This is a genomic window from Xanthomonas sp. NCPPB 1068 (assembly GCF_041479385.2).
GTDB lineage: Bacteria > Pseudomonadota > Gammaproteobacteria > Xanthomonadales > Xanthomonadaceae > Xanthomonas > Xanthomonas cannabis.
In genome coordinates this window covers 4,512,947-4,526,304 of the sequence record NZ_CM192986.1, presented here as the reverse complement: position 1 = coordinate 4,526,304, position 13,358 = coordinate 4,512,947, and the positions used below count along the sequence as shown (strand labels likewise).

Here is a 13,358-nt window from a genome sequence, read left to right as displayed (position 1 = left end):
TGCTGCGGGGCCCTTGCCCGCCCACCATCGCGGGACACGCCGTGAATCCGTCCCTGGAGGCTCTGGCGCGGCATCCATGCCGCTCAAGGTCCCGCGACGGTGGGCGGGCAAGGACCAGTCAAGATGGTCGGTGCGCACGGTAAGGAGCCGCGATTGATGCGCCTTGTTCGATCATGACGCGCCGGCTCAACACCAGATGCGCAACGCGCTACAAACAGCGTTCACGCGACCACCGACCAACTGTCTGGTGCGGTGTCTTTACCAATTGCGGGACCGTTGGCGGCATGGATGTCGCCACCGAGCCCCCATGGACGGGTTAACGGCGTGTCCCGCGAGCGGTGAGGGCGCCGCGCCCTCGACCAGGCGTGAAGACAGCCAAGTGACCGCGAGACGTACCGTGCGGGCGCCTTGATCTGATTGCTCAATACCGGCAGATCAGGCGGAGAGCGGATCATCTGCGCCGTTGCTGCAGTCCCCTTCATGGCAGTGGCGGCCCACTGTGACCGGCTGCAGCATCGAGACGTGCGGCGGTCGTCCCAGCCGAACCCGACCAGTCAGCAGAAAGCCGGTTTGGGCCTTGACTGCGCAGTCCACTTGGACAGGTTCGCCGGCCCGGGACGACCGTTCGTCAGACAGTTCTTTGCGCTACAAGGGTTTGCGGGTTTTTCCCACATTTGGTGTTGACCCCTCCCGGGTACCCCACTATCTTGGGGGAGTCGGTGGTTGGTCGCACAAGGCGGCCGGACCAGTGGGAGCACGTATCGCGGCGGGGCCGCGGTCGAGGGCCTCCCCGCCGCGGTCGCACTCATGACTACAGCCATCCGGGCCTCGGCCTGGGTTTGGTGATGTGGTCTTGTGGCGCCGCTGCTGTTTCGCCACCGACCACCACGCGACAGCACACCGCGCGGTGGCGGCCGTGGAATCTCCGGTGAGGAGATGGCTGGTGATGTCGATGCCGCCGCAGACGCCTGTCTTGCGTGCCGCTCGCCCTGCACCGTCATCGCTGTCCAGGGAGTCCGGATCCGGCCGCAACTCGCTCCCCGAGCGGGTTCGTGTGCCTACGCATGGAGGACGCATGACCACCAACGACACCCTTTCCGCGATCGCCGCCGGTACCGCAACACCCACCAGCGTCTCCGCCAGTGTCGCCGCGCCTGCCTGTGGCGCGCCGGAATTGACCGACCCGTCGGACATCGTGCCGCCTCCCCGCCAAGCCATTGCAATGCACGCACAGACCATCGAAGAACAAAACGTCTCCACCTGGATCACCAAGGAAGCGGGCAATCGCAAGATTCCGTTCGAGCCGGAGCGCCTGGAGCGCGCCATCGACCAGATCCATGCCGAGTTCCCGCAGCTGGACGTGGCCGACTACAAGCGCTCGGTGTTCGGCTTCGTCGAGCGCAAGGACAGCGTCAACGCCGACGACCTGGTCGACCACCTGATCCGCGAGGCCGAAGCCCGCGTCGATCTGACCACTCCGGAGTGGGAGCACTTCGCTGCGCGTCTGTACCTGCGCCGCCTGTACAAGCGCGCCAGCCGCAACCGGTTTTACGACGCCAGCCAGAAGTACGGCTCGTTCGTGGGTCTGCAGGAAAGCCTGGCCGACCGCAATGTCTATTCCAACGACATCCTGCGCCGCTATTCCAAGGACGAGCTGATCGAAGCCGGCAAGATGATCGAGCCCGAGCGCGACAAGCTGTTCGCCTATAACGGCCTGTACCTGCTGGCCACCCGTTACCTGGCCACCGACAACTCGCGCGGCGTGTTCGAGCTGCCGCAGGAGCGCTGGCTGACCATTGCGCTGTACCTGATGCAGGACGAGATCGGCACCGGCAAGGGCAGCCGCGAGCGCCGCATGCAGCTGGTGGGCGAGGCCTACTGGGCGCTGTCCAACCTGTACATGACGGTGGCAACGCCGACCCTGGCCAATGCCGGCAAGGTCGGCGGCCAGCTGTCGAGCTGCTTCATCGACACCGTCGACGACAGCCTGCAGGGCATCTACGACTCCAACACCGACGTGGCGCGCGTGTCCAAGCACGGCGGCGGCGTGGGCGCGTACCTGGGCTATGTGCGTTCGTCGGGTTCGGCGATCCGCGGCGTGTCCAATTCGTCCGGCGGCGTGGTGCCGTGGATCAAGCAGCTCAACAACACCGCCGTGTCGGTGGATCAGCTGGGCCAGCGCAAGGGCGCCATCGCGGTCTATCTGGACATCTTCCACCGCGACATCGAAGCGTTCCTGGACCTGCGCCTGAACAACGGCGACCAGCGTCTGCGCGCGCACGACGTGTTCACCTCGGTGTGCATCCCCGACCTGTTCATGGAAGCGGTCGAGCGCCGCGGCGACTGGTACCTGTTCGACCCGCACGAAGTGAAGCGGATCAAGGGCTGGTACCTGCAGGACTTCTATGACGAGAAGAAGGGCGACGCCAACAGCAGCTTCCGTCGCAAGTACGAGGAAGTGGTTGCCGACGAGCGCATCACGCGCAAGACCGTCAAGGCGATCGACATCTTCAAGCGCATCATGGTCAGCCAGCTGGAAACCGGCAACCCGTTCATGTTCTACCGCGATGAAGTCAATCGCAAGAACCCGAACAAGCACGAGGGCATGGTCTATTCGTCCAACCTGTGCACCGAGATCCTGCAGAACATGAGTCCGACGCGGATGATGCAGGAGATCATCAGCGGCAATCAGATCGTCACCACCAAGAAGGCGGGCGACTTCGTCGTGTGCAACCTGTCCTCGATCAACCTGGGCCGCGCGATCACCGTGCAGGCCGACCAGGCCGATCTGCTGGGCGCCGACGTGCTGGAGCGCTTGATCCCGATCCAGGTGCGCATGCTCGACAACGTGATCGATCTGAACCAGCTGCCGGTGCCGCAGGCCACCATCACCAACCAGAAGTACCGCGCCATTGGCCTGGGCACCTTCGGTTGGCATCACCTGCTGGCACAGAAGTCCATCCACTGGAATGCCAAGGAAGCCGAGGACTACAGCGACGAGCTGTACGAGCGCATCAACTACCTGACCATCCAGGCGAGCATGGAGCTGGCCAAGGAAAAGGGCACCTACAGCGTGTTCCGCGGCAGCGACTGGCATAACGGCGAGTACTTCCGCGCGCGCGACTACAACAGCCCGCAGTGGTTGGAGCTGTCGGCGCAGGTGTCGGTCAATGGCGTGCGCAATGCCTGGATGCTGGCGGTTGCACCGAACATGAGCACCGCGCAGATTGCCGGTTCCACTGCGTCGATCGACCCGATCTACAGCGCGTTCTACTACGAAGAAAAGAAGGATTTCCGTCGCCCGGTCGCCGCGCCCGGCCTGTCGCTGGAGACCTGGCCGTACTACGAAAAGGGCGCCTACAAGGTCGACCAGTTCGCCAGCGTGCGCCAGAACGCGCGCCGCCAGCGCCACGTGGACCAGTCGATCAGCTTCAACTTCTACGTGCCCAGCACCATCCGTGCGAGCACGCTGCTGGATCTGCACATGACCGCCTGGCGCGAAGGCTTGAAGACCACGTATTACGTGCGCTCCAACGATATCGACATCAGCGAGTGCGAGTGGTGCAGTAGCTAAGCGCATTCGCGCTTCGCTTCCACGGTTCGCCTTGCGAACCGTGGACCCTGCTTCACCAGCTTCCACACCCCGCGCCTTCGGCGCGCCCCCTGACTCAGGGGGCTTTCCTCCAGAATGATTGCTGCTGTCGTCCCCGCTGCACGCGCGCGACGCCTGAAACACGAGTAGAGACCCATGTCCGCAACACCGCTTGAACGCATCAAAATTCTTGAGCCGCGTCACCCGAACCGTTCGACCAGCATCATCAACGGTCAGACCTCGGGCATCCTCAACTGGAACGATATTCCGTACCCGTCCTTCTATCGGGCGTACAAGGAACTGTCGACCAACTTCTGGATCCCGGACGAGGTGGACATGAAGGGCGATGCGCGCCAGTACAACGAGCTGTCGGCGCGCGAAAAGAATGCCTACGATTCGATCATCGGTTTGCTGGCCACGCTGGATTCGCCACAGACGCGTTTCATCTACAACGTGGCCGAATACATCACCGACCCGGCCGCGCATGCCAATGCCGCGATCATCGGCCAGCAGGAAGTGATCCATAACGAGAGCTACAGCTACGTGTTGGCCTCGATCACCGGCCTGGCCGACCAGAACCGCGTGTTCGAAATTGCGCGTACGCACCCGACCATCATCAAGCGCAACGCGCCGATCATGGGCGCCTACGAAGACTTCATGCGCGAGAAGACGGCCGAAACGCTGATCCGTTCGCTGATCCAGTCTTCGATCCTGGAAGGTATCAACTTCTATTCCGGCTTTGCGTATTTCTACAATCTGGTCCGCCAGAACCGCATGACCGGCACCGGCAAGATCATCAGCTTCATCAACCGCGATGAGCTGGCGCATTCCAAGTTCATCAGCGAGTTGATTCGCGCCATCATCGGCGAGAACCAGGCGCTGCAGGGCGACGAGCTCACCGACTACGTGCACAAGGCCTTCGAACACGCGATCGACCTTGAAACGGTGTGGACCGCCGAAGTGCTGGACGGCATCGACGGTATCGACGTCGACGAGATGATCCGCTACGTGAAGTACCGCGCCAACAAGATGGCCGGCATGCTCGGCATCGAGAAGCTGTACGAAGGCGCCAACGACAACGTGATGCCGTGGATCAAGGCCTACGCCGACAACTTCACCGAAACCAAGACCGACTTCTTCGAGATGCGGAATGCCAGCTACAAGAAGACCAACTCGGATAACGGCTTCGACGATCTCTGACGCGGAAGTATCAACACCTCTCAATACTTCCATTTAATACGGAGGCACCATGAGCAAGCGATTGGATCCACGCATCTCATCTAGTCGCATGCGGCTGCAGAATCCGTACGCGCACATGGAAGAAATTGAAGAGTTGTGGCAGTCGGGTAATGATCGGAATCGTTATCGCTTTTCGAGATCGGAAGGGGAGGCGTTCTCTGCAAAGAAAAGCCACAGTTTTGAGTCGATTGAGACACGGGCTAAAGAGTTGCAACGCGCGATTTGGAAGAAGCGGATAGATCTTGGATTGAGTAAGAACGTGCACCCAATTGGCGTCTTAGACCCGCAACTTGCCGCGGAGTTGCTGGGTTTCCAACTCACCCTTCATTCCAGTCTTGGCTGGATGACTAGTGGCCGCCGCCGAGTCTCGGTTGCAGGCCTGATCGATCAATCGAATCGATCCATCCAAATTGCAACGGATGCTGACCCGAGAGTCATGCGTTTCACTGCAGCGCATGAGATCGGCCACGCAATTCTTCATCCTGATCAAACTGGTTTGCATCGGGATCAACCGTTAAACGGAGTTCGACAAGCGCGTAGTCGAACCGAGCTCGAGGCAGACAAGTTCGCGACTTACTTCTTGCTGCCAGAGAAACTTCTAACTGAAGAATTTAAATCTCGGTTTCTTGGTGCTTTTACCCTAAATGAGCAGACTGCATTTGCTCTACTCAGTAAGCCTATTTTCGAAGTGGTCGAGATTCTTCCGACTCTACGTCACGTCTCTAGGAGGCTTGCAAGTTCGATTTATTACAACGGCTCCCACTTCGTATCGTTGTCAGAGTCTTTTGGAGTCAGCATCGAAGCAATGGCCATTCGTCTTGAAGAATTGAAACTCGTTATTGAGTAATTGCTTCACCGAGATGCGCATCCTCCTCGCCCACACCTCGCTCAGCGGCAACACGCGCGATGTCGCGCGTGCGATCCGCGCGCGCTGCGAGGAACTAGGGCACGCGGTAACCTGGATCGATGCGGATATCCAGACGCTAGCACAGGCATGCCCAAACGGTGCCGAGCACGATCTTTACATCCTCGGCAGCTGGAGCATCAACGCCGGGCGTACGCCGCCGGAGATGAAGCGCTTTATCGAAGAGCTCGTCAACGCAGTCGGCAAGCCGGAACGCCTGGCAGTGTTTGGCACCGGTGAGACGCAGTGGGGCGAGGAGAACTACTGCGGTGCGGCCCGGCGCATCGCGGCATTCTTCGGTACGCGCTACCCGCGACTGGAAATCGAACAGATGCCCCACGGCGAACGCGACGCCACCAAGATTCAACGCTGGACCGACCATATTCTTGCCTGTACTGAGACATTCCCCCATGCAAACTCTCCACGCCTCCACGCCTGACGACTACGCCGCCGCCCTGGCCGCGCATCCGCGCTTGCTGGTCGACTATTACAAAGACAATTGCCCGGGCTGCAAGATGCTCGACATGTCGCTGACCAAGTTCGCCGCGAGCGAAGACGCCGCGGGCGTCGCACTCCTCAAGGTGAAGCTGGAAGTGATTGGCGAAGAGTTCTTCCGCGGCCTGGGCTTGCGGCAGACGCCGACCCTGGCGTTGTTCAAGGACGGCGCCGAGGTGGTGCGGCTGGCCGGCTTCCAGTCACCAGCGCAGGTGGAAACGGCGGTCAAGAGCAGCCTCTGAGTCGTCGATGCAGACCATCTTCGATGCGCCTCATCAAAAATCTCAATACACGTCGTCGTATCGCGAAGCGAGTGACGACACGAACTCAGCGCTCTCGTAGGAGCGGCCCCGGCCGCGACCGCCTTCCCGATAAAAAACATATCGCGCGCAACGCAGTGCGCGTGCATGAGCCATAGGCCGATGCAGTTAAGCCGGCAGCATTCCCAAAACGCGCGTCTGCTTAGGCACAACGGACAGCGATACAGCAGCGGCGCTACGTTCCGGCGGACGCCGCTGCGGCTTGAAGGCATCTCCGGCGCGCGCCCGGCTGTTGCAATCGCTTTGGCACGCAGTGGCCGCACATCCCCCTCTTTGGAAACCCGCATGTCAGACAGCCCGCAGACGCCTCCACCGATCGAAGTCCGCATGGCCGAGATCGTGTTCCCCAACCACACCAACCACATGGGCACGCTGTTCGGTGGCCAGGCACTGGCGTGGATGGACAAGGCCGCATTCCTGGCGGCCTCGCGCTATGCGCGGCGCGCTGTGGTGACCGCGCGCTCGGACCAGGTGGATTTCAAGTTGCCGATCCGCCAGGGCCAGATGGTGGAAACCATTGCGCGCGTAGTGTCGGTGGGGCGCAGCTCGATCAAGGTGGAAGTGGAACTGATTGCCGAAGACCTGCTCAGCGGCGCACGCGAGCTGTGTACGCGCGGGCACTTCGTGATGATTGCGCTGGATGCCGACGGCAAGCCGACGTCGGTACCGCCGCTGCCTTCGGCCGCCGAATGACCGGGCGACGAGCGGCCGACTAGACGGCTGCGCGGCCTCCTGAGAAGCGCCGGCAATGCCGGAACCGATGAGTGCCGCACGTCCGCTGCGTTTGCACGCAACGTGCGTGCCTCTTCTGGCGACCGCCTGCTCGATCAGTCCGCTGTGCTTACTCCTGTACCTCGCGGTCCTCGCGCTTGGTCTCTTCCATCGCCTCCGGTTCCAGTTCTTCGGCGCTGCGATTGAGTTTGACGAACACGCCCCAGGCGATCAGCAGCAAGGCCGCGCATGAGCCAACCGCCGCGGCATACGGCAGCTTGGACGGGTCGGCGTGCATCAGCTCGAAGATGGACACCAGCGTCTCGATTGCCAGCGCGATCACGATCACCACGAAGAAACGCGACAGGTAACGCCGTACGCGCGTGGGCCCGCTGACCTTGACGTCGCGCAGGATCTCTTCTTCGAAGATGGTCTGCCCCAGTTCCAGCGTCACCAGCGCCACCGTCAGCAGGCCGACCGCTTCCAGCACGACATTGAAGCGGTCGCGCACCACCATGTCGCCGCCGGGGGTAAAGCCATGCCACAACTCCAGCCCGGCCATGGTCACCAGGCCCGCCGCGCACAGCACAAAGAACGCCAGGATCACGAAGTGACCGGCACGGAACAGGTGGCTGAGCAGTTTCATGGCAGGCGCGACAGGGAAGGGATGCAGAGCATCGTGGGCCTGACGTCGCGGCCGCGCGAAGGCTGCGCCCAATTGGCCGGCTTCATCCGGAGTGCCCTCATCCGGCGCTTCGCGCCACCTTCTCCCGCGCGCGGGAGAAGGGAGGGGCTAGGTGCAGGGCTAGGTGCGGGGGTCAAGTGATACGTCCACTGCTGCAGCACTGATGACCTTTCCCTTCTCCCGCCTGCGGGGGAAGGTGCCCGAAGGGCGGATGGGGGAGGCAGCTCGCAGGCCCTGCACAGTCACCGGCCTTCAACCATCCACCATGCCGGACCACCTGATACGGCTGCAGATGCACATTGGCGGCCATCCGGCGGTACGTTGCGACCGGTTTCGCGCACGCGCCTGAGCATGTCGCCGAACGATGACCGACAGGATTGCGACGTGGCCAGTACAGGTGGCTGAGCAGTTTCATGACAGGCCGCGCGTGCACCGGCACGAAGGCTGCGCCCAATTGGCCGGTCTTCATCCGGAGTGCCCTCATCCGGCGCTTCGCGCCACCTTCTCCCGCAGGCGGGAGAAGGGAGGGGCTGGCTGGGCACAGGGGGGCAAGCCATGCGTCCACTGCTGCAGCGCTGATGACCTTTCCCTTCTCCCGCCTGCGGGGGAAGGTGCCCGAAGGACGGATGGGGGAGACAGCTCACAGGCCCTGCGCAGTCACCGGCCTTCAACCATCAACCATGCCGCAACACCTGATACGCCTGCAGATGCACATTGGCGGCCATCAGCAGCGGCGCATTGCGCCCGGTTTCGCGCACGCGCTTGAGCATGTCGCCGACGATCTGCGCCGCTTCCACGTCCTGGCCGGCTTCCAGGTCGCGCAGCATCGAGGCCTTCAAGGGCGAATCGACCTGCAACAGGGTCTGCAGCGCCTTGGCGCGCGCAGCTTCCGGAATCGACTGCCCGGCCGCATCGGCGGCCCACAGGCATTCGTTGTACAGGCCGTTGATCAAGGCGCGTCCATCGTCGGTGGCGACGATCGCCCCGACCGGCGCGCGCATCAGGCAGGTGGCCGCCGCCAGCGCGGTGAGGAAGCTGTATTTGATCCACTGCTCCTGCGCAATCTGCGCGCTGGCCACATGGTCGATACCCGCCTGCGTGCACGCGGCCGCAAACGCCTGCACGCGCGCCGACTCCGCGCCGCCATCGCGCTCGCCGAAGGTCAGCGACGCCGGTTTGCCCAGGTGCAGGATCTCGCCATGCTCGCCCTTGGTGGCGCTGATGAAGCACAGCCCGCCCAGCACCCGCGCCGCGCCGAAACGTTCGTCCAGGGCCGCGTAGTGGCGCAGGCCGTTGAGGATGGGCAATACCGTGGTGTGCTCGCCCACCGCCGGCGCAATCGCCTCGATCGCGCTGTCCAGGTCATAGGCCTTGCAGCTGAGGATCACCAGATCGAACGGCCGCTGCGCCACCAGGGCCGGCAAGCCCTGCGCGGTGACATGCGCCACCGGCAGATCGGCATCGCCCAGCGAGCTGCGGATGCCCAGGCCTTCAGCCTGCAGCTGCGCCGCTCGCGCATCGCGCACCAGGAAGGTGACATCGACACCGCCCTGCGCCAAGCGCCCGCCGAAATAACCGCCGGTGCCGCCGGCGCCCAGGATGAGGATGCGCATGGCCATCAGCTCCGCAACCCCACACCGCGGCGCAGCAGCCACAGCGCCAGCGCGCTGAGCACCGCCACAAAGCCCAGCATCAGCGCGTAGGCGACCCAGATCGGTACGTCCGAGCTGCCGAGCAGGCCGTAGCGGAAGGCGTTGACCATGTAGAAGATCGGGTTGGCGTGGGTGGCCGCTTCGGCCCAGCCGGGCAGCAATTTGACCGAATAGAACACGCCGCCCAGGTAGGTCAGCGGGGTCAGGATGAAGGTGGGCACGATCGCCACGTCGTCGAACTTCTTGGCATAGACCGCGTTGACGAAGCCGGCCAGCGAAAAGATGGTCGCGCCCAGCAGCACCGTGGTCAGCGTGACGAATGGATGCGGGATGCGCACCGGGGTGAAGAACATCGCAATGATCAGCACGATCGCCCCGACCATCACGCCGCGCAACACCGCGCCGGACACGTAGCCCCACAGGATCACCCAGTTGGGCATCGGGCTGACCAGCAGTTCTTCCACATGACGGCCGAACTTGGCGCCGAAGAAGCTGGAAGAAATGTTGCCGTAGCTGTTCTGGATCACGCTCATCATTACCAGACCCGGCACGATGAACTGCATGTAGCTGTAGCCGCCCATGTCGCCGACGCGCGAGCCAATCAGCCCGCCGAAGATCAAGAAGTACAGCGTCATGGTGATGGCCGGCGGCACCAGGGTCTGGCCCCAGATGCGCAGGATGCGCTGCACTTCGCGGCGCACGATGGTGCCCAGCGCAATCCAGTTGCGTTGGCGGGGTGTGGCAGGCGTGGCGGACATCGACGGCTCCGAGGGACTCATGGGTGACCTGCCGGGCGCGAGGGCGCCGCTGCGGCAGGGGCCGGGGCGGCGAGGGTCTCGCCGGGCCCGGTCAGGCGAACGAACAATTCTTCCAGCCGGTTGCTCTTGGTGCGCATCGAGCGCACCCGGATGCCGGCATCGCCCAGCGCGGCGAACACGCGGTTGAGGTCCATCGCGCGCGGCATGTCCAGATCCAGCGTATGGCCGTCGATGGCGGTGAGCGTGGTGCCTTCGATCGCCGGCAGCTGTGCGGGCAGGTCACCGTCGATATCGAACAGGAAGCCTTCCACGTCGAGCTTGGCCAGCAGTTCGCGCATCGGCCCCTGGGTGACGATCTGGCCGTGGTTGATGATGGCCAGGTTGCGGCACAGGTGCTCGGCTTCTTCCAGGTAATGCGTGGTCAGGATGATCGTGGTGCCGGCGGCGTTGATGTCCTTGAGCACGCGCCACATGTCGCGGCGGATCTCGATGTCCACACCGGCCGTGGGCTCGTCCAGGATCAGCAGGCGCGGTTGGGTCATCATGGCGCGGGCGATCATCAGCCGGCGCTTCATGCCGCCGGACAGCGTGCGGCTCATCACCTGGGCCTTTTCCCACAGGTGCGCGCGGCGCAGTTCCACTTCGGCCAGCGCCTCGGCCTCGCTGCGCGGCATGCCGTAGAAACCGGCGTAATTGACCAGGATGTCGAAGGGCTTTTCGAACAGGTTGAAGTTGATTTCCTGCGGCACCAGGCCGATCAGCCGCATCGCTTCGCTGCGATGGGCGACCAGGTCGGTGCCGAACACTTCCACCTGCCCGCCGGACAGGTTCACCAGCGAGCTGATGATGCCGATCAGGGTGGATTTACCGGCGCCGTTGGGGCCGAGCAGGGCGAAGAAATCGCCCGGTGCCACGTCCAGCGACACGCCCTTGAGCGCCTGGGTGCCGTTGTCGTAGGTCTTGCGCAGATCGCACACGCGCAGGGCGGGCGCATTGGAAGATGGGGAATTCAAGCCGGGTCCTTCGCGCCAGGGTGACGGCGCAGCGAGTTGCAGCCCGTTATTATAGAAGCCCGCGGGGGATCGCCCCGATCACAGACTGTCCCAAATACGTTCGTGCCCGTTCAATTCCCCCTCAAGCTTGTCGACCGGCGCATGATTGCGCCCACCGTGGCCCACTGCCAGTTTCTGCGTGACGACGGGCAGCCGCTGGATTTCCAGCCCGGGCAGTTCATCCAGATCCACTTCGACAACGTCGACGGCACCGCAACCAAGCGCAGCTATTCGCTGGCGACCATCCACGACCATGCGCTGGGGCCGGGCGAGGCAGTGGATATCGCGGTGAGCTTCGTGCCGGGCGGTTCGGCCACGGCCCTGTTCGAAGGCCTGCAGATCGGCGACCAGCTGCAGGCCAGCGGCCCGTATGGGCGTTTCTGCCTGCAGCCGGGCGACCACAACCAGCGCTATGTGCTGATCGCCACCGGCACCGGCGTCACCCCGTACCGTTCGATGCTGCCGTTATTGGCCGAGGCGATGGCCACCCGCGGCGTGCAGGTGGTGCTGCTGCAGGGCGCGCGCACGCCGGCCGAGCTGCTGTACGGCGACGATTTCCGTGCGTTCGCCGATGCGCATCCGCAGTTCCGCTACGTGCCGTGCTTCTCGCGCGAGTTGCCCGCCCAGCCGCATGCCGATGTGCGGCATGGCTATGTGCAGCAGCATCTGGCCGAAGTCGCCCCTGATGCGCAGACCGATATTGCCTACCTGTGCGGCAACCCGGACATGGTGGACAGCTGCGCCGAGGCCCTCAAGACCGCCGGCCTGCCGAATGCGCAGATCCGTCGCGAAAAGTACGTCAGCTCCACGCCGCCCAAGGTCTGAGAGCCCGCACGAGCGTCGGCATCATGCTGCCGACGCTGCGCCCAGCCCGCTCGATGACGCAATGCGCTCAAGACCCCTCGCCAGCATCGCGATGCCCGGCGAACACACGCCGGTATTGCGTTGGCGATAACGCAAGCGCGCGCCGGAAATGATGCCGTAGCGTTTCGGTGGACCCGAAGCCGCAACGCGTTGCGATCTGCTCGATGTCGGCGCCGGAGGTTTCCAGCATCTCGCGCGCCCGGTTGAGGCGCTCGTTGACGATCCACTTACCCGGCGACATGCCGGTGGTGGCCTGAAACCGGCGGAGAAAGGTGCGGCGGCTCATGCCGGCTGCGCTGGCCAATGCGTCCACGCAGTGGTTGGCGGTGAGGTCCTGTGCGATGCGCTCGAGCAGCGGCCCGAGCCGGGTGCTTTCATGGACCGGCGGTACCGGGCGGTCGATGAACTGGGCTTGCCCGCCGTCGCGGTGCACCGGCATCACCAGCCGTTTGGCGACCTGGTTGGCCACTGCCGGCCCGAAGTCGGCGCGCACGATATGCAGGCACAGATCGATGCCGGCGGCGCTGCCGGCCGAGGTGAGGATGTCGCCCTCATCCACGTAGAGCACGCCCGGCTCCACGGTGATCTGCGGGTAATGGGTCGCCAGCGCCGCGGCGTTGCGCCAATGCGTGGTGGCCCTGCGCCCCTGCAACAGGCCGGCCTGGGCAAGCACGAAGGCACCGGCGCAGATCGACACGATCCGCGTCTTTCGCTTGTGCGCACGTTGCAGCGCCTTGATCAGCGCAGCCGGTGCCGACGCACTGGTATCCCTCCAGCTGGGAACGATGATGGTGTGCGCAGCATCGAGAAGATCCAGCCCGCCATCCACCTCCAGGCGAAGCCCGCCAAGCGCACGCAGCGGGCCGGGTTCGGCTGCGGCGATGGCGAACCGGTACCAGCCCGGGCCCACTTCCGGGCGCGGCAATCCGAAGATTTCGGTCGTGATGCCGAATTCGAACAGGCCCAGCTGGTCGTAGGCCACCACCACCACCAGTGGCGGCAACTCATCGCGACGTGCGCGGTGTCTGGAAGTTGGCATGAAATGACCGCTAGATGGCGTTTACGCCACTTTCACCCATCGCCTGC

At 63.7% G+C, this 13,358-nt stretch carries 12 protein-coding genes; 7 read left to right on the top strand and 5 right to left on the bottom strand.

Annotated elements, in window-relative coordinates; all coding sequences use genetic code 11:
* Window positions 1-1,075 precede the first annotated feature (1,075 nt).
* The 6 genes from ACCQ12_RS19255 (at window position 1,076) to ACCQ12_RS19230 (ending at window position 7,243) form a co-directional block, all read left to right on the top strand.
* Entirely contained in the window at window positions 1,076-3,574 is a 2,499-nt protein-coding gene (locus tag ACCQ12_RS19255; RefSeq protein WP_166752572.1) for a ribonucleoside-diphosphate reductase subunit alpha, read from the top strand.
* Between the two features lie 174 nt (window positions 3,575-3,748).
* On the top strand, window positions 3,749-4,792 hold the full coding sequence (locus ACCQ12_RS19250) for a ribonucleotide-diphosphate reductase subunit beta (protein WP_024712257.1): 1,044 nt from the start codon (window positions 3,749-3,751) through the stop codon (window positions 4,790-4,792).
* Window positions 4,793-4,841: 49 nt separating this feature from the next.
* Complete coding sequence (locus ACCQ12_RS19245; RefSeq protein WP_372382481.1) at window positions 4,842-5,678, top strand: ImmA/IrrE family metallo-endopeptidase; 837 nt, start codon at window positions 4,842-4,844, stop codon at window positions 5,676-5,678.
* Window positions 5,679-5,691: 13 nt separating this feature from the next.
* Window positions 5,692-6,174 carry a flavodoxin gene (locus ACCQ12_RS19240; RefSeq protein ID WP_372382480.1) on the top strand — a complete coding sequence of 161 codons (483 nt, stop codon included), beginning with the start codon at window positions 5,692-5,694 and terminating at the stop codon, window positions 6,172-6,174.
* A complete protein-coding gene (locus ACCQ12_RS19235) occupies window positions 6,146-6,472 on the top strand; it encodes a thioredoxin family protein (protein ID WP_372382479.1) in 327 nt (108 codons plus the stop codon). The genes ACCQ12_RS19240 and ACCQ12_RS19235 overlap by 29 nt, the downstream gene beginning before the upstream one ends.
* 363 nt (window positions 6,473-6,835) lie before the next feature.
* Entirely contained in the window at window positions 6,836-7,243 is a 408-nt protein-coding gene (locus tag ACCQ12_RS19230; protein WP_372382478.1) for an acyl-CoA thioesterase, read from the top strand.
* Window positions 7,244-7,391: 148 nt separating this feature from the next.
* Here ACCQ12_RS19230 and ACCQ12_RS19225 read toward each other — a convergent pair whose 3' ends face one another.
* The 4 genes from ACCQ12_RS19225 to ACCQ12_RS19210 form a co-directional block, all read right to left on the bottom strand.
* Window positions 7,392-7,907 carry a hypothetical protein gene (locus ACCQ12_RS19225; protein ID WP_047697941.1) on the bottom strand — a complete coding sequence of 172 codons (516 nt, stop codon included), beginning with the start codon at window positions 7,905-7,907 and terminating at the stop codon, window positions 7,392-7,394.
* Window positions 7,908-8,620: 713 nt separating this feature from the next.
* A complete protein-coding gene (gene panE, locus ACCQ12_RS19220) occupies window positions 8,621-9,565 on the bottom strand; it encodes a 2-dehydropantoate 2-reductase (RefSeq protein ID WP_372382477.1) in 945 nt (314 codons plus the stop codon).
* Window positions 9,565-10,377 carry an ABC transporter permease gene (locus ACCQ12_RS19215; RefSeq protein ID WP_172955879.1) on the bottom strand — a complete coding sequence of 271 codons (813 nt, stop codon included), beginning with the start codon at window positions 10,375-10,377 and terminating at the stop codon, window positions 9,565-9,567. The genes panE and ACCQ12_RS19215 overlap by 1 nt, the downstream gene beginning before the upstream one ends.
* A complete protein-coding gene (locus ACCQ12_RS19210; RefSeq protein ID WP_039406390.1) occupies window positions 10,374-11,369 on the bottom strand; it encodes an ABC transporter ATP-binding protein in 996 nt (331 codons plus the stop codon). The genes ACCQ12_RS19215 and ACCQ12_RS19210 overlap by 4 nt, the downstream gene beginning before the upstream one ends.
* Before the next feature lie 36 nt (window positions 11,370-11,405).
* Here ACCQ12_RS19210 and ACCQ12_RS19205 point away from each other — a divergent pair, with 36 nt between their 5' ends.
* The gene (locus ACCQ12_RS19205) at window positions 11,406-12,233 is read left to right on the top strand and encodes a ferredoxin--NADP reductase (protein ID WP_372382476.1); all 828 of its coding nucleotides are present in this window, start codon (window positions 11,406-11,408) and stop codon (window positions 12,231-12,233) included.
* A gap of 67 nt (window positions 12,234-12,300) precedes the next feature.
* Here the strand turns inward: ACCQ12_RS19205 and ftrA are convergent, their stop codons facing one another.
* Window positions 12,301-13,311 carry a transcriptional regulator FtrA gene (gene ftrA, locus ACCQ12_RS19200; protein WP_372382475.1) on the bottom strand — a complete coding sequence of 337 codons (1,011 nt, stop codon included), beginning with the start codon at window positions 13,309-13,311 and terminating at the stop codon, window positions 12,301-12,303.
* Between the last annotated feature and the right edge of the window lie 47 nt (window positions 13,312-13,358).

Bases quoted from the DNA above. Each gene is read 5' to 3' on its own strand.
- ACCQ12_RS19255 (WP_166752572.1), top strand. From the start codon at position 1,076: ATGACCACCAACGACACCCTTTCCGCGATCGCCGCCGGTACCGCAACA.
- ACCQ12_RS19250 (WP_024712257.1), top strand. From the start codon at position 3,749: ATGTCCGCAACACCGCTTGAACGCATCAAAATTCTTGAGCCGCGTCAC.
- ACCQ12_RS19245 (WP_372382481.1), top strand. From the start codon at position 4,842: ATGAGCAAGCGATTGGATCCACGCATCTCATCTAGTCGCATGCGGCTG.
- ACCQ12_RS19240 (WP_372382480.1), top strand. From the start codon at position 5,692: ATGCGCATCCTCCTCGCCCACACCTCGCTCAGCGGCAACACGCGCGAT.
- ACCQ12_RS19235 (WP_372382479.1), top strand. From the start codon at position 6,146: ATGCAAACTCTCCACGCCTCCACGCCTGACGACTACGCCGCCGCCCTG.
- ACCQ12_RS19230 (WP_372382478.1), top strand. From the start codon at position 6,836: ATGTCAGACAGCCCGCAGACGCCTCCACCGATCGAAGTCCGCATGGCC.
- ACCQ12_RS19225 (WP_047697941.1), bottom strand. From the start codon at position 7,907: ATGAAACTGCTCAGCCACCTGTTCCGTGCCGGTCACTTCGTGATCCTG.
- panE (WP_372382477.1), bottom strand. From the start codon at position 9,565: ATGGCCATGCGCATCCTCATCCTGGGCGCCGGCGGCACCGGCGGTTAT.
- ACCQ12_RS19215 (WP_172955879.1), bottom strand. From the start codon at position 10,377: ATGAGTCCCTCGGAGCCGTCGATGTCCGCCACGCCTGCCACACCCCGC.
- ftrA (WP_372382475.1), bottom strand. From the start codon at position 13,311: ATGCCAACTTCCAGACACCGCGCACGTCGCGATGAGTTGCCGCCACTG.